A 21,620-nucleotide genomic window follows, 5' to 3' on the forward strand; every position below is an offset into this window, starting at 1 on the left:
CAATTCGTATTCAAACGAAACTAAATAACCAGTCGCCGGTTGATTTCCGACGACTGGCTGCTTAACTTGAAAGGTGTTTTGATCCCTGTCTCATGAACGGGGGTCAGTCCCCTCTAAGTCCTGACGGTTTTTTTGTTGCCTGCGAGTTTATAGGGACAGCTCAATGGAGCGCTTCACCAGCACGTCCATCGCGTCGACGCAGTGCTGCTTCGTTCCTTCACTAAGCGGAACAATCGACAGCTCCGTGCAAGCGATAATAATGCACTGACAGCCATCTTCCGTAATCAACTGATGAATGATATCCTCAAGCTCCTGCGGGTCGATTTGAACGCCGCGTTTGATATCCTTGTAGATCATATTCATAATTTGCTGCTGCATCGTATCAGACGGCAGATGCGGCACCAGCTTGTGCTTACGTGCAGATTCACTGTAGATACCGCTGTGCAGCGTCCCGTTCGTTGCGAGAATGCCGACCTTACAGCCGTCGCCGTAAGCCTCGTGGATGACTTTGATCGACTCCTCAACCATGTTGATGATCGGAATCTGCGTCATCTGCTGCATCTCGGTTACGTAGTAGTGCGCAGTGTTGCACGGAATTGCGATATTGGATACCTCTGCGTATTCCAGCAGCCGGATATCCTTCTCAATCTCACGCAGAAACTGTTCGGGACTATTCTCAAGAATGACATGAGTTCGATCCGGAAGCGAAGCATGATTGAGTATGACCATATCGATATGATCCTGATCTCTGTCTGCAACCGTACTTTCGATAATTTGATCGATAAATACGCTCGTCGCCTTCGGCCCCATTCCGCCTAGTACACCTAACCGACTTCTCTGTTCCATCATTCAACCTACTTTATATGAGTTAATCTATAGCGTTCGTAATTCGTTACCCTTCTTGGCCTTGCTCCGAAACCGCCTACTTCGCATCCTTCAGCAGCTTTAATGCGATTTCTGCTCCGGGGTCCATCCCTTGACAGCCCGCCAGCAGAATCAAATCACCACGTTCTGCCTTGGACAGCGCATAAGAGATGGCATCCGGCAGCTCGCGATACAGCTTCACGTCAATGTTCGCTTCCGCCATCACTTCCATGAACACATCCGCTTCCTCGTCGGAAACCGTATTGTTCTTGTTCACATGGGACTCACTGCGCGTCGCGATAATTTCATTCATCTCGAGACGGTTCATCCATTTCACAATCGCTTCTGCGTTCTCCCGATTAATGATCGGACCCCGATTGCCCCGAATCGCATAGACAAAGTGGCACTGTTCATAGTCCATGTACCGCAGCGTTTCCAGCGTCACGTCGATGTTCCCCGGATTGGCAAAATGATCATCGATCATGATGAACTCATCCTCGTGAATAAACTCGAATCTGCGCTCAACACCGCCGAAGGTCCGCAGCGTCTCTTGAATGGTTGCAATCGGAACGCCGCACAGCAGTGCGATGGCGATAGCCGCCATGGAGTTATAGACCGAATGCAGACCCGGAATGCGCAGCTCTACGCGGAACTCGCTAGGCGTGTACGCGACTCCGTCCCCTTCGAATGGCTTTCTGATTTCAACCGTAAACTTAGCGCGTCCGGTCGACAAATCTAAATCCTTGCAGTGCAGCGTACCTTCGTCGCTCTTCAGTCCGTACGTCACGACCTTCGCGCGCGTCTTGTCCACTAGCGAGGCCGAATACTCGTTATCCAAATTAAGAACCGCATAGCTATGCTCGCCAGCCCGTTTAATCAAGCCCGCCTTAGCCTCAAAATAATTCTCGAACGTTCCATGAGAATCAATATGCTCGCGGCTTAAGTTATTGAAGCAAACGATATCGTAATCCACCGTCTCTACCCGGTGCGACTCCAGCGCCGCCGAAGAAACTTCCATGCTGACATGCGTCACGTCGCGCTCGACCATTTGCCCTAGGTAGGACTGCAAATCAAGCGATTCCGGCGTCGTCAGCTCGGATGGGATCTTTACATCATCGATTTTGATTACAACCGTACCCATTAGACCGGTCTTGAGACCATGATGCTCCAGAATCGCATTGGTCATATAGGTCGTGCTTGTTTTTCCGTTGGTAGCCGTAATCCCGATCATCTTCAGCTTCGAGGACGGATGACCGAAGTAAGCATCCGCCAGCTGCGCCATCGCAATACGGCTGTTAGGCACGACATATTGCGGAATCGGCACATCCTCTTGAATGTACTCAACGATTGCAGCAACCGCGCCGCTTCTAACCGCATCGCGCAAATATTTGTGACCATCGGTGCTATAACCTGTTATACAGACGAATAGGTGTCCCGGTGACACCTTCTGTGAATGATAAGAAATGCCGGTGATCGTGAGATCTTCCGCCTGAAACGACTCGATAATCTCGGTCGCTTGAAGCAGCTCCTGTAATCTAGTCATAGAATGAATCCCTTCTTTCTACCCGCGAAGCACCACGCTGACGTCCGTCTTAAAGTAGTGCCTGCTTTGTAATCGATCTTCGATTATCTGCTGAATCTGCCAAATGCTTTGCCTGCAAGCATGCCTAGGAACGCGAAAGCCGGCTTCGGATCTTTCCAATCCCAGATCGCATGCGCCTTCGGCTTGAAGTACGAGGCGATAACTTGTCCAACGGTAAGCTGCTTCGTCTTAATATAGTTTCGGACTGCCAATAGATCCTCATACGCGTACCAGAATACAAGATTCGTATCCTTCTTCACCGCATGCGGAGGCAGCGGCGAGCCTGTCAGCTCGCGGTACGTAATGTAAGGAATATTCACGCCCGTGCGGAACAACAGGTTATTTAAATTCGTAATCCGAACGTTAATTTCGATTAAGTAGAACTGGCCTGTAACGGCATCCTTCTTGAATTCGATCTCAGCGAAACCTTTGAACTTCACGGCTTCGAAGAATTTGGCACCCAGGTCATACAGCTCAGGAACATACCGTTGTCCCGTATATACGGAAGCGCCGAAGTTAATCGGATACTGGCGGAATTTCTGGCAGGTTACCCAGTGCGTCACTTTCGCGTCCTGGTTCATATAGGCGTCGAACGTATACATATGATCATCGAAGCCCGGAATGATGCGCTGTACGATAACTTCAAGGCCCGCCTCATGTGATCGTGCAATCGCCGCCTCCAGCTCCGCTTGGTTATTCACCTTGAACAGCTTCTTGCGGAATTTTGCTACGAATGAAGGCGAATCAACGGGTTTGATAATGCATGGATATTGAATAATCGTATCGATTTTCTCTTGAAAATTGTCTTCGCCAACGCGCACCGTCTCCGGAACCGCAACACCCATCTCCAGTGCAATCCGCTGAAGCGTTTCCTTGTTCATCAGCTTCGTGTAGAGGCCTTTCTCCGTCTGCGGGATCAAGAAACTCTCTCTCAGCTCATCAAGATACTCGTCCACTACTTCTACATAGGAATCGTGGCAAGGAATGAGAACGGGCTTCACGCTCTGCTTGTCCGCATAATCCTTCAGAAATTGAATAAACCCTTTCGGGTCTTCTTTATAATGAGGCGCAATCAGCCGCTCCGAGCAATATTTGGACTTCACGGCGTACGTGTTTTTATCCGTATAATCGACAGCAACCGTATGTATGCCATGAATCCCTAAGCAACGAATCGTGCTTAAACCTATATAATAATTACATCCCAATATGACGGCCTTGTTGCTCATTAACAAACGCACATCCTGTTTGAATATATTTTTTTATAAATACCTCTATGCAAAGCGGTGACAATCATTTATAATTTTACTTCATGTATTCTAGGATTACAAATGTTATTATTGCTTGCTATAAAGGTAAAATCGACCGTTTAAACGAGTCTAAGCAACGCATAGTGACTCCTACACGTTGCTTAGATTTACAAGAAACCAACACCGCCGACCTCATTGTCGGACGATGTTGGTTTCTTCATTATTTCCCGGGAAACCGTCGAACTTTACTGATAGTTAAGCAGTGTAAATAGCTCCTTCAGCTCGCTATTCGTTAGGTCACGCCATTTGCCCGTCGCCAGTTGGCCAAGATGAATATTCATGATCCGAACGCGGCGCAGCTTCCTGACATTATAGTCGAACGTCTGGCACATCCGCCGAATCTGGCGGTTCTTTCCTTCGGTCAGCGTAATCCGGAATACGCGGTCGCCTTCCTTCTCTACCTTACAAGGCAGCGTCATCGCGCCTAATATACGAACGCCCTCGCTCATCGCCTTCAGAAATCTTGGCGTGACAGGCCGGTCTACGGTCACGATATATTCCTTCTCGTGTTTGCCTTCTGCCCGGAGAATTCGGTTGACGATATCGCCATCATTCGTAAGCAGGATCAACCCTTCCGAATCCTTGTCCAGTCGGCCAATCGGGAAAATCCGCTCCGGATGCCCGATATATTCGACAATATTGCCCTCAACCTGCGACTCCGTTGTACTTGTAATGCCAACCGGCTTGTTCAGAGCAATATAAACATGGCCTTTCTGCTCGCCGATCACGTTCCCATCGATCCGTACATCGTCACCCAGCTCCGCTTGGCTGCCAAGCTCAGCAGTGACGCCATTAATGGAAACGCGGCCGCTCTCTACCAACTTATCTGCTTCACGTCTGGAACAATAGCCTGTTTCGCTAATAAACTTGTTAATCCTCAACTGCCGTGTTCACCCCGCATGAAAAGTGCTTCTTATAGCTGTATTTTAGCTTGTATTTCGTCATTTTCATAGATTTTTACGAAAGTTCCCGCTTCCGGGACTGCAGCCGCAGCCGCTAGGCTCACCATAAATGCTGCCACATCCTCTGCTTCAACAGGCCGGTATTTACGAAGCCCGCCTTGCATGATGAGCTTGAGCAGCGGACTAAGCCAGATTGCGGCCCGCTCCCCTAACCGGAACTCTTCCCGCTTCCCCAGCAGCAGAGAAGGCCGCAGAATATGCAGCTCCCTTAAACCAAGCGTGCCAAGCTGAGCCTCCATCTCGCCTTTGACCCGGTTATAGAAGATCGAGGACGATGCACTGGCTCCAGTGGCGGAGACGATGATCAGTTTAGCCGCCCCGTGCCGCTCGGCCCATTCCCCAAGCGCTACCGGATACTCCAAGTCCACCTGACGGAATGCTTCTTGCGTCTTCGCCTTCTTAATTGTAGTGCCCAGTGTGCAGAATACGACATCCGTTTCTACTCCGGCCAGTGCCTCATCCATGCGGTCGAAGTCAGCTGTGATCACCGTCAGCTTTCTATCCGAGCCCATCTCGCCTGCAGCAGGACGGAGCGGCCTACGGACGAGAATAGTAACGGCACTGCATCTGCTGTCTTGCAGCAATTGCCGCAGTAGTAAATCGCCCACAAGACCGGTAGCTCCAACCAGCAGCGCTTTGTACGGCGCCGATGCCTCCATGCCTATCACCTTCTTGTATGGATTGTTCCTATCCCATGTTTCCGGACTGCTTAAGCTTCGAGCGCCAGCTCTTTGGTAAGCGGCAGAATAATGTTCACCGTCGTACCCACGTTCACTTTGCTTTTGATCTCCAGCATCCCATGATGTGTCTGAATAATGCGCTGGCTGACCATGATACCAAGCCCGGTTCCCATATCCTTATCGGTATAGAACGGGTCACCCAGCTTCGCGATCCGCTCCTCGGGGATGCCGATACCTTCATCCGTAATGGATACGTTGACATGATGCTGATCATGCCGCCTTGCTTCGATCGTGATCCGCCCGCCTTCCGGCATCGCTTCGATCGCATTCTTGAGCACATTGATAAATACTTGCTTCAACTGGTTCTCTTCACACGAGATACGGCAATTCGCTTGGTCAAAATACGTCTCGAACTCAACATCGCACAGATGTGCCTGGCTATCGAGCAGGGAGATGACATCGCCGAGTATAAAGCGGACATCCTTCACCTCGAAGCGTGTCGCCTGCGGTTTGGCCAGAATCAGAAACTCGCCGACGATCAAATTAATACGATCGAGCTCCGAGAGCATAATATCCACATGCCGTGTATTGAGCTTCTCGGTTTCAAGCTGCAGCTGTAGGAACCCTCGCAGCGTCGTAAGCGGATTTCGAATCTCATGCGCTACACCGGCTGCCAATTGGCCGACTGTCGTGAGCTTCTCCGACCTGCGCAGCAGCTCCTCCATCTTATTGCGGCTTGTCATATCGCGCGTAATGCTCGCGATGGCACGGAGCTCTCCATGCTTATCGTGGATCGGTGATGTCGTTGCACTCACGGATATCCATTCGCCGCTCTTCGTTACACGCAGCGTCTCCCGAGCCGCAAGCGGTTTACCCGCTTTGAGCAGCTCCATCGTCTTCTGCTCTTCTTCGTACAGATGCTCCGGTACGAGCGGAAGCATCTGGCCAAGCGCCTCCTCCGTCGTATAACCGAACAATTGCTCGAATGCCCGATTCACCTGCGTAATGCGGCCTTCCAAATCCACGACATGGATGGCATCTGTTGTATGATTAATGAATGATTCCAAATATTCTTTCATGGATCGGTTCTCTTCGAACGCCATTTTGAGCTTAGTCATATAGATGTTTAGGTTCTTCGACATCGCATTAACGCGCTGCGCCAACTGCCCTAATTCATCCTTCCGCTTGACCTCAATGGTATCGTCGAATCTCCCGAAGGACACCTCGTTGACCTTCCACAGAATCGAACGGACCGGCCGCAGCAAAATATCCGATAACCAATAGCTGCAGAAGACAACCACAATCAGAAGCACAATCGAAATAAAAATTTGATTATTGCGTTGTTCATCCGTCAGCTTCATAATCGGCCTCTTGTCGAGCACGAGTCCAATTACGTAAGGAACTGGTTCCTTCAGCGCAATAAAGCTCTTAATTACCTCATGATCGTTAATCGTCTCTTCGCGGAACACCATTTTGCCCTGCAATGATTCCTTAATACTCTTCTTATCCTTCTCTATTTCTCCGTATTCATAACTGCCGAACGAAACCGCTCTATCCTTCAACTGCTCGATGCTCATAATAGAAGGGATTTTCTTAATGGGCTCCACGCCAAACAAATCCGGATTAAATCCCGTGATTTCCAGTATCGTCGGATTACCCGTCTTCAGTTCTGCTAACAATGAAGTCGTATGCGCGATCTTGCGAAGATCTGTAAATTGATCGCTTTTCATATAAAACCGAATGATATAGTCCAAGTTGCGGTCGGTATAAAAGCTTTCTTGACCCAGAATGGTATTGTCGGTCAGCGTCAGCTTGTCCGGTCCTATCCAAAATTCATAATCGAGCGTCTCCTGCTCGATCGTTTGAGATTTGTGCGCAGCCCAAACATTACTGACATCGCCGATCTCAGGCGGATTCGTCGATTGAACGACGTAGTACTTATCGCCTTTCTGCTTCAGCAAGGACATACTTGAGACGCCGACATGCTCCGAAACCTGTCTCAGCTGCTCGTACGTGACCTCGTCGGCATGATAAGGCAGCTGACTGGCAGCAGAGAACGATGCCAACTTCATCTTATCGGACAAAACGGTTTGCACAAACTCGACTTCTCTCGTATTTTGAATGACGTTTGCCGCAACCTGCTGACTGATCGACATCATTTTGAGCTGAATGTCGTTTCTTAGATTGACCCGCGTCGAATATTCGTTCAGAATCACATTTAGAACGAGCAGCACAAATACAATCAACGAAATCATGACAGATAGTTTAGTTTTGACCGACAATATGCGACACATCCTTTAACACCAGCCTGTGGACAGCTACTTGGATCATACCATAATTGGCATAAAATGAAAGCAATCTTGTGCATCATTTCCTCTGTAAAATGTGTAAAAGCAGTCGGTTACGATACTCGATATGTTGATATCACCAATAGTTATACACATGTTTTTCCCCATATTCACAGGCCAAGTTAATAGTTTGTGTACAGAACTGTGAATAATCGAAAGTTATCCACAAATCTATGCACAACCTGTTAACAACGAATATTTGTTCGCGGCACAATTCGACAGTCGATTAACGTCGAATGGGTATAACTCATCATATAGAACAGGGCTGGAGGCTTAATTCATGACAGCAATTGGGACGGATTTTTTTCGGGAAGAAGATTATAAGTGGATGCAGGAAGCGATCCTGGAAGCGAAGAAAGCGGAAGAAATCGGTGAGGTGCCTATTGGCGCGGTCATAGTGAAGGATGGCGAAGTGATCGGCAGGGGCTATAATCTGAGGGAGACGAATTTAGATCCGACCGCGCATGCGGAGATGATCGCCATTCGGGAGGCTAGCAAGCATTTGAATGCGTGGCGGCTGCTGGACTGCACGCTCTATGTGACGCTGGAGCCTTGTCCGATGTGTGCGGGCGCACTGGTGCAGAGTCGTATTCGAAAAGTCGTGTACGGCACAACCGACCCCAAGGCAGGCTGCGCCGGTACGTTAATGAATTTACTGCAGGAGCCCCGCTTCAATCATGAGACTGAGCTTCTTGGCGGTCTGATGCAGCAAGAATGTTCGGATTTATTAACCCTCTTTTTCCGTCGTCTGAGAAAGCGTATCTAGTGGCATCGCACACCAGCTCTTCTTTCTGAATCTGTTGTAGCGTTACGATAAGTTCATCGGCTGCTTCACTTATTGCAAGTACCTCAGGGTCAGTTAAACTTCCGCGGGCTTCAGCCATTTCGAACAGCTTTGTACGAAGCACCTGCAACTCATGGAGTAGGTTCATTTTGTCATTCATGACGCCCTTGGTACATCTCCTATCGCATCTACTTAGTTACAGTTAGTAACTAATTTCATTATATATGGTGCAAGCTATTATTTTTGTAAAATCTTGTCGACAATTTCTCCCGATAATGGCGTAAAGTTTCGACACCTTTCATCATAAAGTCCCTATTTCAGGACTATTTTCTCACTCCCTCGCGGCTGTATTAGGACTAATAGACTTGCTTGCGCCTGATTTGAAATTCATGCTATTATTATCCTTGCCGCGCGCCCGTAGCTCAGCAGGATAGAGCGACAGTTTCCTAAACTGCAGGTCGTACGTTCGAATCGTATCGGGCGCGCCATTCTTCGAAACCTTTGAGCTACAATATAGCGTTAATATTGATCTTCTACGGATTTTGCGTAGAAGATTTTTTTATGCCTTGCAAGAAAAGGCCGGCTTTACGCCGGCCTGTCCCTTGTCTATTCCTCGCGCCCTTGCCTGTGGATTACTCCTATTAGCCTACGTTTCTTGATTCTGCGTTCTCGCCTCGCCTTCGGTCATCTTGCGAGTGCCGACGCCTCTCGCTCTCGCAAGCAAGGTGGCCACGGCTTGGGCTTGGCCATCGCCAAATCAATTACGGAGCAGCATAAAGGAAAAATCACTGCGCGCAGTGTACCGAACGAGAGGACCATATTCTCGCTCCAACTGCCATTGGCCGCCGCGGGCAAATAGTTATCGCTTATAAGCTGCATAGAAAAGGCCCTCCTGATTAGGAGGGCCCTTTCTCTATGCAACACTCACTCGCTCACTCCATAAACGTCTCAAGCGGCATATTAAGCACATTCACCTTACTGCCGTCCTTCGCACTATACTCGAAGATCTGCAGCATTAAGGTTCCGTTCTTCGGCAGCTTATTCGCTGGAATCACGATGCTAAGCTCGAATGTCGACCAGGCCGGCGCACCTTCGCTAAGCATATAGTTCTTCTCCAGCAAGTAGTTGTGTCCGTCCTCCACGGCATAATTCATCATCGCCTCGAACACTCTCGCCTCGCCTGTTACCTTATACTTGCCCCCGCTCCCGCTGACCTGGACGTTACGGAAGGCATTATTTTGCGTAGATGATCCACCGGTACTACTGGATATCTCCACCTGCCTCAGCGTGCTGTTCCACTCTACGCCTGCACCAAGCAAATCACCCACTGCTCGCAGCGGCACATAGGTGCTTCCCTTATAATTCATAATTGGCAGGCTCTCGTCCTCGTAGGTTGTACCGTTCACCACAATCGGGTAAGCGGCATCGCCCAATAGATATTGCTTCACCGCTGCACCTACTGTCGGCATAGCCATCATGATCATACTGCCGGCTAATGCACCGACTATGAATCCACGAATATGCTTCATCGCCTTCACACTCTTTTCATGGGCGTCGCCCAAATTGGACTACTGATAGTACATCCTATGCGGGAACATCGACACTTACCCATGCAAAAAAGCCCCCAACATCACGAGTAATGTTGAAGGCTTTCCCAATTAACCCACCAGCGATTGTACGGAACCGCTTGTCTCCTTGATGCGCTGCAGCGTACGCTCGTTTTGCTCCGCGAGCGTAGTAATCGTTGCGGACAGCTCCTCCAGCGTGGCGGAGGACTGCTGGCTAACCGCAGCCACGTTCTCCGTTGCGCTCTCGATCGAGCTGCTGGCACCGCGGATCGCGGTCATGTTATCGCGGTAATGCTCCAGCGACTGTGCAAGCTGCTCCACCGTTTGACGCACGACCTCGAACGCTTCGCGCGTATCGGTCGTGATTCGGCTGCTGGATGCCATCTGCTTGCCAATCCCGTTCATCAAGCCCCGCGTGGCGTCCGCTTGTTTCTGCATACTCTCCAGCTGCTCCGAAATGGCATCTGCCGTCCCAGCGGAGAGCTCAGCCAGCTTACGCACCTCACCCGCTACAACAGCGAAACCGCGACCGGTTTCACCGGCTCTTGCCGCTTCGATGCTTGCGTTAAGCGCAAGCAGGTTCGTTTCACTCGCGATCCGGACGATCGATTCCGTAAACTCGCTGACGTGGCCGATAACGCCATCCAGAGCCGCCATCTGCTCGGACATATTTTGAACCGAGTGCTGGAACTGCGAGATCGTCTCGTAGAGCTCGTCCATTTTCTCGCCGCCGCTTGTAGTAGAACTGCTGGCCGTCGAGGACTGGGCTTCAAGCTGATAAAGCGAGTTGTTCATTGTCTCCAGTCGGTCATGCGTTTCTTGCACCAATCTCGAAATATCCGATGTAGAGGAAGCCTGCGTGTTCGCGCCTTCCGTAATCTCCTGGAAAGCATGCGTCATCTCGCGGAACGAAGCTTGATTCGCTTCGCTGGCTTCCGTGATCTGCATCAAATTGCTTGCAATCGACTCCACCTGCGCAAGCAATTGCTCTTTCTGAGCCGTCTGCTGCTTTGTTACCACCTCAGACTGTGCACGCATCGTTTCCATTTGAGCGGCGAAGTACTTCCCCGCTTTAACCAGCGCAATCAGAAGCGCGCTCACAAGTCCGAAGTAAACGAAGATCCCAATCGCCGTGCTGGAACTCAGCTGTTCAGCAAGCTCCGGCCCTTGTACGATCAGCACGTAAATATTCATGAACAATCCGATACCGAGTCCCAACAGCAGCGGCGTCCATCTCATATAAATAACCGCAATGGCTACAATGTAATAGACCGAGAAGAAATTCGTAATCGATACGACATCGAACATAAGATAAAGCGTCAGTGCCGCGCTCCCGCCGACAGCGACGTAAGGGAAAATGTGCATTCCCGCCTTACGCGTCAGCATAACCCCAAGAACCGCGAGCAGCACGACGGAAATAGCGAGAATCATCCATTTACCGACACCCGGTATTAAATTCAGCCCGATCACGCTGCCAACCGAAATAATCGATGACGCGATCAACCCCATAAACACAATACGATTTCGATAAAATAAATCCGCGACCTGCAATTCTGACTGTGTCATCATCCCAACCCCTACCCAATATCAAAGTAGGATTAAACCCGTTCTACGAACCGCTTGGCAGGCCCAGCATCTCCTGGATCTTCTCTACAGGCACCGCGTCTTTCGGCAGCTCATACTCAAATTTAATCTCCTTATTTATATCGTCCAAGGAGAGGTCGAAATGAATGCCAAGCTTCATTCCTTGTGCGGAATCAGTCGACTCTACATTCAGGTCCATGCCCTCATAAGTCAAATAATCGTCTGTAATTCCGCCGGTCACGTCCAGCTGATTAATCTTGATCGTTTTCTTCATCTCTTCAACAGCTGCTTTGACCTTTCCGTCCTCTTTGCCATCCAGCTCCTTCTTGGCAGCCTCTAAGTCGGCCTTGTTCAGCTTGAACAGCTTCATGTAAGCCTCGTTTTTGAGCAAAATATCAATGATCTGAGGCGCCGCCTTCTCCATAATCGCCGTCCATGCAGCTTCAACATTCTTCTCGTTAATCGAGAAGCGAACGAGCTGATCGACTTTATGATCGGCAGCCAAACCTTTCACATCCGCGGCTTCAGGCTCGCTGAAGTACGTTTTCTCATCTAAGCTGTCCACCAGCGCCTTCAAGAGATCTTGTCCCGCTTGCGGGGAGGCCGCAACATCGGCAGTACCTTGCTCCTGCTCAAGCTTCTTCATATCGATTTCCACGAATTTGCCTGCAATGCTCTCCGGCAGCGGAAGACCCGGAATTTGCGGTACCTTAATCCAAGTTTTATCCTCGGTAATGATCATCGGAATGGATGCGTTCAGTTTCACATCGCCGCTGCCAAGCGCAATATCCATCGTTAGTTCCGCGCGCTGCGGCGACTTCTGAACCGAACCATGTACGTTGATGACAGCGCCTTTCAAGAGCGAAAGCATCATCGATGTCATGGCCGAATTCGCTTTCCCTGCAGCATCTGCCGCCGCTGGAGGCAGCACCAAATCGTTAATAGTCAATGTACCCTTATATGTCATGCTAGTTGCTTTCTGATTGTTAGCCATCGCATCCATCATCGCATCTTTAGGCGATGCCGCTGAGCTGCACCCCGCCAGAACGGCCAGCGAAGCCACGAGCAGCACGGCTGTTCCCCGTTTAAACAATTTCATTTTAGAACCCCTCTCCTCATATGAGCACCTTCAATTTTACCCCATCCCGTCCCAATCCGAAAGGCTAAAATGATGGCATGACCGCATGCGCAAAAACCCCCGGCAACCGAAGAATCTTCGGCTTCCGAGGGCTGAACGTTAATTGTATAGTAGCGGCCGTTTACCCTTCCGGATTGTGGTGGCTCACATGATTAGCCTGCTTCGTCTTCTTTGATCCGGATAGGGGCTCTTGCTGATGAGAGTCCGGTGAACGGGACTTGGAGTTCTGCTCATATGGATTAGGTACGGGAACATTCTTGGGTTTACCCATTACATAGCACCTCTCTAATCAAATAGTCGGGTTAACTCCGGGAGTGTAGCAGATCAGACGGCTCATCATGATTCAATTGATCCTGATGCCTGCGATCATTCGTATCCTGCTGCAGTTGCTGCGCATGATGGCTGTTGACCGGGTTCTGATCCAAATCTTCTACGACATTGCTTAAATTTTTATCTGCGCTTCCTTTAGCCTTCGTCATTGCCTGCATCTCCTGCCTTTCGCTTTGCGTACAGCCCTTGCCGGGTGTTAGGCTCCACCTCCGCTAAGCATGCGTCAGCCCGTGCAGCGCCTGTGCGCACTCATGAATATGGCGGGTATAATCCTGCACGAGCTGTTGAATAATGTCCGTGCGCTCATCCACCGTTCGTCCGTCTTTTTCCACATCAATTAGCGTTGTTTGAATTTCGCGGCTGTCAACATAGGTCACTTTAAAATCAAACGTGTACATCTGGTGTCCTGCTGTATGAATCGTGACGCGTAGAGCTTTAGGATCCGCCTCATCCGGCAGAACCTCAGCGCGGTCTGCAGTATGAATCGTCTCTGGCAGCGTACGCTGCCATGCTGCTGTCAGCTGCTGTTGATCAATCGACAACTCGTCGTCGTGTTTGCTCATCGCTTACCACCTCCATGCCGATAATATGCGGCTTTGGATGCCTTTTTATGCGGCTTGCAGCGTTTAAGCAAATAGGAAAAAAGCGCCCAAGCGAATGATCGCTTGAGCGCTGTGTTTGTAAGAGTTATGGCGGAGAGGGTGGGATTCGAACCCACGTGGAGTTGCCCCCTAACGGTTTTCAAGACCGCCCCGTTATGACCACTTCGGTACCTCTCCATTGTATAAAGTCACCTGTTTCAAAAGGTCACAAGATGTATTGTACCACAGACGAAATCGGATAAGCAACTCCAAATTACGTCTGCGGTCCAATTATAAGGAAGCTCGTATTAACGTGGTCCGATAACGTCTAATCCGCCCATGTAAGGACGCAGCACTTTCGGTACAATAACCGTGCCGTCAGCTTGCTGGAAGTTTTCCAGAATCGCGGCAACCGTACGTCCTACCGCAAGTCCTGATCCATTGAGCGTGTGCACGAATTCCGGTTTGCTCTTCGCTTCCGGACGGTAACGAATATTCGCGCGGCGCGCTTGGAAGTCCTCGAAGTTGGAGCAGGAGGATATCTCACGGTACGTGCCGCCGCTTGGGATCCACACTTCAAGATCGTACGTCTTAGCCGATGTAAAGCCCATATCGCCTGTGCAGAGCGTCAGCACGCGGTAAGGCAGTCCAAGCAGCTGCAGCACTTTCTCGGCGTTTGCAGTAAGCTTCTCGAGCTCTGCATAGGAGTCCTCAGGCTTAACCAGCTTCACCAGCTCAATCTTGTTGAATTGATGCTGGCGGATAAGACCGCGAGTATCGCGTCCGGCTGAACCGGCTTCCGAGCGGAAGCATGCGCTGTAGGCCACAAAGTTCTTCGGCAAATCTTCCACAGACAAGATTTCCTCGCGATGAATGTTCGTCACCGGTACTTCTGCGGTTGGGATCAGGTAATACTCCGTGTCCGCAATCTTGAAGAGATCTTCTTCGAATTTCGGCAGCTGGCCGGTTCCGATCAAGCTGTCGCGGTTAACGATATAAGGCGGCAGCACTTCTTCATAGCCATGCTCATCACTATGTAGGTCCATCATAAAGTTAATCAGTGCACGCTCCAGTCGAGCGCCCAGACCGCGGTAGAATACGAAACGCGAACCGGTTACTTTCGCCGCACGCTCGAAGTCCAGAATCCCTAGATCCTGTGCCACTTCAAAATGCGCCTTCGGCTCAAAATCAAACGTAGGCACTTCCCCATGACGGCGAATCTCCACGTTCTCTTCTTCCGATGCACCAACAGGTACCGAGTCATTCGGTATGTTCGGGATCGCGAGCATAAGATCCGCAATTTCAGCCTCCGCTATACGAATCTCTTCATCCAGCACCTTAATGCGGTCACCGACTTCGCGCATCTCAAGAATGAGCGCTTCCGCGTCTCCGCCGCTCTTCTTCAGCTTCGCAACCTCTTGCGATACCGTGTTGCGACGGTTCTTCAGCTGCTCCGTCTCCTGCAGCATATCGCGCCATTTGCCATCCAGCGCAGGGAAACCTGCGATCAAATCAAGTGATTTACCGCGATTCTTCAAGGCTTGCTCTACTTTAGCGAAATCATTACGCATCAATTTAACATCTAACACGAAAGGTAACCCCTCTCTTCATCATTTTCATTTATTGCCTCTTGCAGCGCCATTCATACGGATAGCGATACCACTATAGCCCAAACGGCAAAAAGACTGCGCATACGCAGTCTTTCTCCCGTTATTCTTTAGCCGCAGCCGCTTCCTTCGCCATATCGAGGAAATACGCATGCAGACGATAATCGTCTGTCAATTCCGGATGATAGGACGAAGCCAGCAAATGCCCTTGGCGTGCCGTTACAATTTCGCCATTGTACGTCGATAGAACATCCACGTCTGGCGATACTTCTTTGATCAGCGGCGCACGGATAAATACCGCGCGCACCGGCTCATCGATCCCTTTAATCGGCAAGTCGGTCTCGAAGCTTTCGCGTTGACGACCGAATGCGTTGCGAGCGACGGTCATGTCCATCAGCTGCAAATGCGCATCCTCTTGGCCTTCAATACGGCTTGCAAGTACGATGAGACCTGCACAGGTGCCGAAGATCGGCTTGCCTTGCTCGGAGAATTGACGAATCGCATCGATAAAGCCGTACTGACGCATCAGCTTACCAATCGTTGTGCTTTCTCCACCGGGAATGATGAGACCGTCCAGCTCTTCCAGCTGTTCCGTCCGCTTTACAGCGATGCCTTCGCCACCCGCAGCTTCAATGCTTCGTATATGTTCCGCAACGGCGCCTTGAAGCGCCAATACACCAATCTTCATCGGTTCATGCCTTCTTTCCGATATTACCAGCCGCGATCCTGCATACGCTCGGAAGCGTTCAGCTTCGAAATTTCAATACCTTTCATAGGAGCGCCAAGGTTCTTGGACACTTCTGCGATCAGCTTGTAGTCTGTGTAGTGTGTTGTAGCTTCAACGATTGCGCGAGCGAATCTCTCCGGGTTATCGGATTTGAAGATACCCGATCCCACGAAAACGCCGTCTGCGCCAAGGTGCATCATAAGCGCTGCATCAGAAGGAGTTGCTACACCGCCTGCCGCGAAGTTAACGACCGGCAGTTTACCTGATTGGTGAACTTCCAGAAGCAAGTCATAGTTTACGCCAAGGTTCTTAGCTTCTGCGTACAGCTCATCCTTAGACAGGTTTTGAACTTTACGGATTTGACCTGTGATCAAACGGATATGACGAACCGCTTCAACGATGTTGCCTGTTCCCGGCTCGCCTTTTGTACGCATCATTGCTGCGCCTTCTTGAATACGGCGAAGCGCCTCTCCAAGATCTTTCGCGCCGCACACGAATGGTACAGTGAACTCGCGTTTGTCGATATGGAATACTTCATCTGCCGGCGTGAGCACTTCGCTCTCATCGATATAGTCTGCACCCAGTGCTTCCAATACGCGAGCTTCTACATAATGCCCGATACGCGCTTTCGCCATTACCGGGATCGAAACAACCTTCATTACTTCTTCAAGTATTGTCGGATCTCCCATGCGGGCAACGCCGCCTGCAGCACGAATATCAGAAGGTACACGCTCAAGGGCCATAACTGCCGTTGCGCCTGCCGCTTCAGCAATCTTTGCTTGCTCAGCATTCGCAACGTCCATAATGACGCCGCCTTTTTGCATTTCAGCCATACCGCGTTTTACACGTGAAGTTCCTGTTTCCATGTTCGTGAATCCTCCCAAAAAGTTTTTGCACTGTCATCCGTGAATGTGAATCGTTCCGGACTAGCTAGCTCTAACCAATAATTTTACATCATAGAAGAAAAATCGACAACCATCAATTCAAAGTAAACGGGTTGCCTATTCATTTATCTAGAACAAATCAACGATCCCTTTGAACAAGCCGGAGATAAAGCCGCCAAGTGCGCGGAACATCAGACGCCACCAGCTAGCCTTCTTCACTTCCTCGGAAGTAATCAGCTTGACTGTTTTCTCGATGGACTTGCCTGTATCCGGATCTTTATACGTGTACGTAGCCGTGCCGACTTCTTGCCCGTTTGCAATCGGAGCAACAAGCTCTTCTTCCGATTTCAACGTAACATTTTTGAGCTCAATGCTCGGCGTTGCGTTCTTTTTCACAAGGAATGTCACGTCGGACGCCGTCATGATCGGCACTTCCTTCGATTTACCCTTCTTTATTTTGACCGTCTTTGCCGTTTCTACAACCGTCTTGGGCGCAACAATCGTCTTTTTCTCGAAATTATTAAATCCGTAGTCGAACAGTTTCGCCGTTTGGACGAAACGAGCGGATTTAGAAGCGGTATCCATAACAACCGAAATCAATCGCAAATCGCCGCGCTTCGCAGTTCCTGTGAAGCAGTAACCCGCCGCACCGATATAACCGGTTTTCATGCCATCTACACCCGGATAAGCAAATTGCTTGAATGATTGCACGTTCTTGTTTGTTTCCAGCATCCAGTTCAGGTTGATCATCTCTGTTTTATCACGCGCACGGAATCTGTAGCTTGGCGTGCTTGCGAACTCAAGGAATTCAGGGTGCTTCTTTACCAGAATACTTGCGAATTTAGCCAAGTCGCCTGCAGAAATAACGGTCGTTTCCGCAAGACCTGTCGCACTTGTAAAATGAGCCGTAGTAAGCCCAAGCGCCTTCGCAGTCTCGTTCATTTTCACGACAAAAGCTTGCTCTGTGCCGGAAATGTGATCGGCAAGCGCAATTGTAGCGTCATTGGCGGACTGGACAGCCATCGCCATATATAAATCTTTGACCGAATGTACATCCCCTTCAGCCAAGTAAATTGCGGAACCATCGGGAGGAATGTCAGAAGCTTCTTTCGAAGTCGTTACCATATCTGTCAGCTTCAAGCGGCCTGCCGTAATCTCTTCGAGCACGAGATACTCCGTCATCAGCTTCGTCATACTTGCCGGCGGATAAGCGGTGTCCGCATCTACGGCATAAAGCACTTGTCCGGTATCTGCATCTATGAGGACAGCTGAACGAGCTTCTATTCCCAGCGGGTTCGGAGTCACTTCTGCGGCATAAGTAGTGTGGGAACCTAAATTAACAGTGAGCATGGTGGCAATTACGGTCGCGCAAATGGTCGGTACAAAGCGTACCCAGCCCTTTTTCGGTTTCAACGTCTTCTCTCCTCTTCTATCATGCATTCTCTCTAGTATTGTAACACAAAGAGTGCTGTTACTAAAAAAAGAAAGACAGGAAAACGGTGATTCCCACCATCTTCCTGCCGGGCAGTTCTACTTTATGCTGCTAGGTAAATATAAACGCTGCAGCACATTCGATTATAACGAGTAGTTTGGTGCTTCTTTCGTGATTTGAACATCATGCGGATGGCTTTCACGCAAGCCGGCGTTCGTAATCCGTACGAATTGCGTGTCGTTCTTCAGCGCATCGATATTAGAAGCGCCGCAGTAGCCCATACCGGAACGAAGTCCGCCAATAAGCTGATGAACCGTATCTGCCAATGGTCCTTTATAAGCAACGCGGCCTTCAATACCTTCCGGAACGAGCTTGTTTTCGTTCTCTTGGAAGTAACGGTCCTTGCTGCCTTCTTTCATAGCGCCGATAGAGCCCATACCGCGGTAAACCTTGAAGCGGCGACCTTGATAGATTTCCGATTCGCCCGGGCTTTCTTCTGTACCGGCAAACAGGCTGCCGATCATAATCGCACTGGCACCCGAAGCGATCGCTTTCGTTACATCACCGGAGTACTTAATGCCGCCGTCCGCAATAATCGGTACATTATATTCGCGTGCAACCGATGCACAATCATAGATTGCCGTAATCTGTGGAACACCGATACCCGCAATAATACGAGTCGTACAAATCGAACCAGGTCCCATACCTACTTTAATAACGGAAGCTCCTGCTTGGATCAAATCACGTGTACCTTCGCCTGTTGCTACGTTGCCGGCCACAATAGTGAGGTCCTCGTACTTGCTGCGAAGCAAACGCACCATCTCGATAACGTTCTTCTGGTGACCGTGAGCTGTATCAATGACAAGCACGTCAACGCCGGCGTTAACAAGCGCTTCTGCACGTTCCGGTGTATCTTTCGCAATACCGACAGCAGCACCGCATAGCAAACGTCCTTGACGGTCTTTTGCTGAATGCGGGAATTGAATAGCTTTCTCGATATCTTTAATGGTAATAAGCCCTTTAAGTGTGTTGGTTTCATCCACCAAAGGAAGCTTCTCGATTTTATGCTTCTGCAGCAGGATCTCAGCTTGCTGAAGCGTTGTACCTACAGGCGCCGTAACGAGATTGTCTTTCGTCATGACTTCGCTGATTTTGATGGAGTAATCATGAATGAAACGAAGGTCGCGGTTCGTAATGATCCCGACCAGCTTCTTATTCTGATCCACGACAGGCACACCGGAGATCCGGTACTTGCCCATCAATTCCTCTGCATCATATACATGGTGGTCAGCTGTAAGCGAGAAAGGATTCGTGATAACGCCGCTCTCCGAACGTTTTACACGATCCACTTCTTCTGCTTGTTGAGCAATAGACATGTTTTTATGAATAATACCGATGCCGCCCTCGCGCGCCATAGCAATTGCAAGCTTTGCCTCTGTTACCGTGTCCATTCCTGCACTCATCAGCGGAATGTTCAGCTTTACATTCGGGCTTAGCGTGACGGATACATCTACTTCCCTCGGCAATACTTCCGATTTACGCGGCACTAACAGTACGTCATCGAAGGTTAATCCTTCTTTGGCGAATTTATTTTCCCACACAGACTTGTTCCTCCTCTTGCAATTTACGTTCCCAAAACGAGCCCGCAAAACCTTAGTTTTTGAATAGGCTCGCGTATATTATTGCAATATTAGCAGAGGGGTAGGGGGCTGTCAAGGCAAAGGGAGTAGGGGGAATTTGTCCATATTACGAACGATAATCATACTTACAATTCGAGCTCCACAGCAGAAATTCATAGATCCCTTGCTCACGTGCTGCTTGGATTTGCTTATTCACCTGTGCGGCACCATATTGCTGATGCGGATGAACCCATCTCGCTGTAAAACTTTGCAGCCAAGGCCGGATCGTTGCCGTTGATTGGCTGCCACTGCTCTGGATGATGGCATTGCGCCGTTTTGCATCCACCATCGCCTGCTTGATAATCGGGTACGGATTGAGATCCGGCTGTTTCACTCCGTACATGCCTGTGGAATAGTGAGAAGGGTAGGTCATTGGCGAAATGACATCCACTGCACCCGAAACCGCCCGCCACGATTGGCCGATCCCCATATCATTCGTAGAAGAGGTTACTAATCCAAATACGTCTGCGGATACTCTGGCACCGGATTTATGCACACTCGTTCTTGCCTGACGGAGAAAATAGGAGATCACATCAGACTTCGTTCTCCCTCCACGATTACCATAACTTACTTCCCGATCCACCTTTGCCCCGTTATCGGGAAAACGCACGTAATCGAATTGAATCTCATCAAAGCCTTTAGTTGCTGCTTCCCCTGCGATCGCAGCGTTATATTGACGTACCTGTTTCTGAAAAGGGTTCAGCCATGCCTTTCCTTGCACGTCTCTCCACACGCCGCCTTCTTGTTTCTGCAACGCCATACTAGGGTGCATCTTCGCATAGAGCGGGTCTTTGAAGGTCACGATTCTTCCGATGACGTAGATGTGTTTCGCCTTCAGCTTCGTTATCAACCCTTCGATATCCGTTATCGCCACATGGCGGTCAGCCCCAATCGCATGCACAGCCGGCAGCGCGGAGTCATACGTCAATTGTCCGTAATCGTTCTTCACATCAATCACCATGGCGTTCAGGTCTGTTTTATCTAACAGATCAATAAGAGCATTCATCCGTTTCTTACTGCCAGCAACCCAGCCGGATACATAAATCCCGCGAACCGGCTGCTCGGGCTTATGAACTTTGCGAGATGTCGCAGCAATGGACTGATTACTAGCAGCAGCTTCACTCGTCCGGAGCTGCGTTGTTGTTTTCATTCTAGGGGCTAATTTGCCTTTATGTTTTACAGTCAATTGTTGGAGATCGGTGTTGGTTTGACTTTGTTGCTTTAATGGAGGAAGACTGATTTGATCATGTCGATCAGCCGAATTGCACCCTGTACAAACGATCAGGCCCGACAAAACAAACGTAATACTCATCTTCTTCATACCGTCCATCACCATCATCAGCTAGCACCCCCAGTACGTTGAATGACTACGTTACCAGTAGTATGTGCTCGCCCTTCCATACATTTGTGTAGGAGATATACCCAGCATTGGTAAAAACATAAGATAAAAACACAACAAAAAACCGACCGTATAAATACGGTCGGTTCATCGTGCTTGGCAACGTCCTACTCTCCCAGGACCCTGCGGTCCAAGTACCATCGGCGCTGGAGGGCTTAACGGTC

At 49.8% G+C, this 21,620-nt stretch carries 21 protein-coding genes and 2 tRNA genes; 3 read left to right on the forward strand and 20 right to left on the reverse strand.

Annotation, left to right across the window (positions count from 1 at the left end):
- Positions 1-147: 147 nt before the first annotated feature.
- The 6 genes from cuyB to AC50Y3_RS29940 form a co-directional block, all read right to left on the reverse strand.
- Positions 148-849, reverse strand: a complete 702-nt coding sequence (cuyB, locus tag AC50Y3_RS29915; RefSeq protein WP_494822306.1) for a cysteate racemase — start codon at positions 847-849, stop codon at positions 148-150.
- 73 nt (positions 850-922) lie between these two features.
- A complete protein-coding gene (locus AC50Y3_RS29920) occupies positions 923-2,407 on the reverse strand; it encodes a Mur ligase family protein (protein WP_494822307.1) in 1,485 nt (494 codons plus the stop codon).
- Between the two features lie 83 nt (positions 2,408-2,490).
- On the reverse strand, positions 2,491-3,672 hold the full coding sequence (locus AC50Y3_RS29925) for a carboxylate--amine ligase (protein ID WP_494822308.1): 1,182 nt from the start codon (positions 3,670-3,672) through the stop codon (positions 2,491-2,493).
- Between the two features lie 266 nt (positions 3,673-3,938).
- Positions 3,939-4,634, reverse strand: coding sequence for a 23S rRNA pseudouridine(2604) synthase RluF (rluF, locus tag AC50Y3_RS29930; protein ID WP_494822309.1), 696 nt, complete (start codon positions 4,632-4,634; stop codon positions 3,939-3,941).
- A 32-nt stretch (positions 4,635-4,666) separates the two neighbouring features.
- Positions 4,667-5,374: an NAD(P)H-binding protein gene (locus tag AC50Y3_RS29935; RefSeq protein ID WP_494822310.1), complete on the reverse strand. Its 708-nt coding sequence runs from the start codon at positions 5,372-5,374 to the stop codon at positions 4,667-4,669.
- A gap of 50 nt (positions 5,375-5,424) precedes the next feature.
- Positions 5,425-7,677 (reverse strand): PAS domain S-box protein, encoded by a 2,253-nt coding sequence (locus AC50Y3_RS29940; RefSeq protein WP_494822311.1) that lies wholly within the window; start codon positions 7,675-7,677, stop codon positions 5,425-5,427.
- A 346-nt stretch (positions 7,678-8,023) separates the two neighbouring features.
- Here AC50Y3_RS29940 and tadA point away from each other — a divergent pair, with 346 nt between their 5' ends.
- The gene (tadA, locus tag AC50Y3_RS29945; RefSeq protein WP_494822312.1) at positions 8,024-8,509 is read left to right on the forward strand and encodes a tRNA adenosine(34) deaminase TadA; all 486 of its coding nucleotides are present in this window, start codon (positions 8,024-8,026) and stop codon (positions 8,507-8,509) included.
- Here the strand turns inward: tadA and AC50Y3_RS29950 are convergent.
- Positions 8,415-8,687, reverse strand: a complete 273-nt coding sequence (locus AC50Y3_RS29950) for a Spo0E family sporulation regulatory protein-aspartic acid phosphatase (protein ID WP_494822313.1) — start codon at positions 8,685-8,687, stop codon at positions 8,415-8,417. The genes tadA and AC50Y3_RS29950 overlap by 95 nt on opposite strands.
- Before the next feature lie 251 nt (positions 8,688-8,938).
- Here AC50Y3_RS29950 and AC50Y3_RS29955 point away from each other — a divergent pair.
- Positions 8,939-9,015 (forward strand) — tRNA-Arg (locus AC50Y3_RS29955).
- Positions 9,016-9,263: 248 nt separating this feature from the next.
- Complete coding sequence (locus AC50Y3_RS29960; RefSeq protein WP_494822314.1) at positions 9,264-9,386, forward strand: ATP-binding protein; 123 nt, start codon at positions 9,264-9,266, stop codon at positions 9,384-9,386.
- Between the two features lie 73 nt (positions 9,387-9,459).
- Here AC50Y3_RS29960 and AC50Y3_RS29965 read toward each other — a convergent pair whose 3' ends face one another.
- The 13 genes from AC50Y3_RS29965 to AC50Y3_RS30025 form a co-directional block, all read right to left on the reverse strand.
- Positions 9,460-10,056, reverse strand: coding sequence for a Gmad2 immunoglobulin-like domain-containing protein (locus AC50Y3_RS29965; RefSeq protein ID WP_494822315.1), 597 nt, complete (start codon positions 10,054-10,056; stop codon positions 9,460-9,462).
- A gap of 129 nt (positions 10,057-10,185) precedes the next feature.
- Positions 10,186-11,664, reverse strand: coding sequence for a methyl-accepting chemotaxis protein (locus AC50Y3_RS29970; RefSeq protein WP_494822316.1), 1,479 nt, complete (start codon positions 11,662-11,664; stop codon positions 10,186-10,188).
- Positions 11,665-11,704: 40 nt separating this feature from the next.
- The gene (locus AC50Y3_RS29975) at positions 11,705-12,778 is read right to left on the reverse strand and encodes a hypothetical protein (RefSeq protein WP_494822317.1); all 1,074 of its coding nucleotides are present in this window, start codon (positions 12,776-12,778) and stop codon (positions 11,705-11,707) included.
- Between the two features lie 160 nt (positions 12,779-12,938).
- Complete coding sequence (locus AC50Y3_RS29980; protein ID WP_494822318.1) at positions 12,939-13,088, reverse strand: small acid-soluble spore protein P; 150 nt, start codon at positions 13,086-13,088, stop codon at positions 12,939-12,941.
- Between the two features lie 31 nt (positions 13,089-13,119).
- Positions 13,120-13,296 (reverse strand): hypothetical protein, encoded by a 177-nt coding sequence (locus AC50Y3_RS29985; protein WP_494822319.1) that lies wholly within the window; start codon positions 13,294-13,296, stop codon positions 13,120-13,122.
- Between the two features lie 63 nt (positions 13,297-13,359).
- Complete coding sequence (locus tag AC50Y3_RS29990; RefSeq protein WP_494822320.1) at positions 13,360-13,710, reverse strand: hypothetical protein; 351 nt, start codon at positions 13,708-13,710, stop codon at positions 13,360-13,362.
- 127 nt (positions 13,711-13,837) lie between these two features.
- A tRNA-Ser gene (locus tag AC50Y3_RS29995) sits at positions 13,838-13,926 on the reverse strand.
- 110 nt (positions 13,927-14,036) lie between these two features.
- The gene (gene serS / locus AC50Y3_RS30000) at positions 14,037-15,317 is read right to left on the reverse strand and encodes a serine--tRNA ligase (protein ID WP_494822321.1); all 1,281 of its coding nucleotides are present in this window, start codon (positions 15,315-15,317) and stop codon (positions 14,037-14,039) included.
- A 121-nt stretch (positions 15,318-15,438) separates the two neighbouring features.
- Complete coding sequence (gene pdxT / locus AC50Y3_RS30005) at positions 15,439-16,023, reverse strand: pyridoxal 5'-phosphate synthase glutaminase subunit PdxT (protein WP_494822322.1); 585 nt, start codon at positions 16,021-16,023, stop codon at positions 15,439-15,441.
- A 23-nt stretch (positions 16,024-16,046) separates the two neighbouring features.
- Positions 16,047-16,928, reverse strand: coding sequence for a pyridoxal 5'-phosphate synthase lyase subunit PdxS (pdxS, locus tag AC50Y3_RS30010; protein WP_091225284.1), 882 nt, complete (start codon positions 16,926-16,928; stop codon positions 16,047-16,049).
- 147 nt (positions 16,929-17,075) lie between these two features.
- Positions 17,076-18,359: a D-alanyl-D-alanine carboxypeptidase family protein gene (locus AC50Y3_RS30015; protein ID WP_494822323.1), complete on the reverse strand. Its 1,284-nt coding sequence runs from the start codon at positions 18,357-18,359 to the stop codon at positions 17,076-17,078.
- Positions 18,360-18,521: 162 nt separating this feature from the next.
- Positions 18,522-19,979: an IMP dehydrogenase gene (gene guaB / locus AC50Y3_RS30020; RefSeq protein WP_494822324.1), complete on the reverse strand. Its 1,458-nt coding sequence runs from the start codon at positions 19,977-19,979 to the stop codon at positions 18,522-18,524.
- A gap of 145 nt (positions 19,980-20,124) precedes the next feature.
- Positions 20,125-21,396 carry a putative glycoside hydrolase gene (locus AC50Y3_RS30025; RefSeq protein ID WP_494822325.1) on the reverse strand — a complete coding sequence of 424 codons (1,272 nt, stop codon included), beginning with the start codon at positions 21,394-21,396 and terminating at the stop codon, positions 20,125-20,127.
- Between the last annotated feature and the right edge of the window lie 224 nt (positions 21,397-21,620).

This window comes from Paenibacillus sp. J22R98, assembly GCF_059383835.1.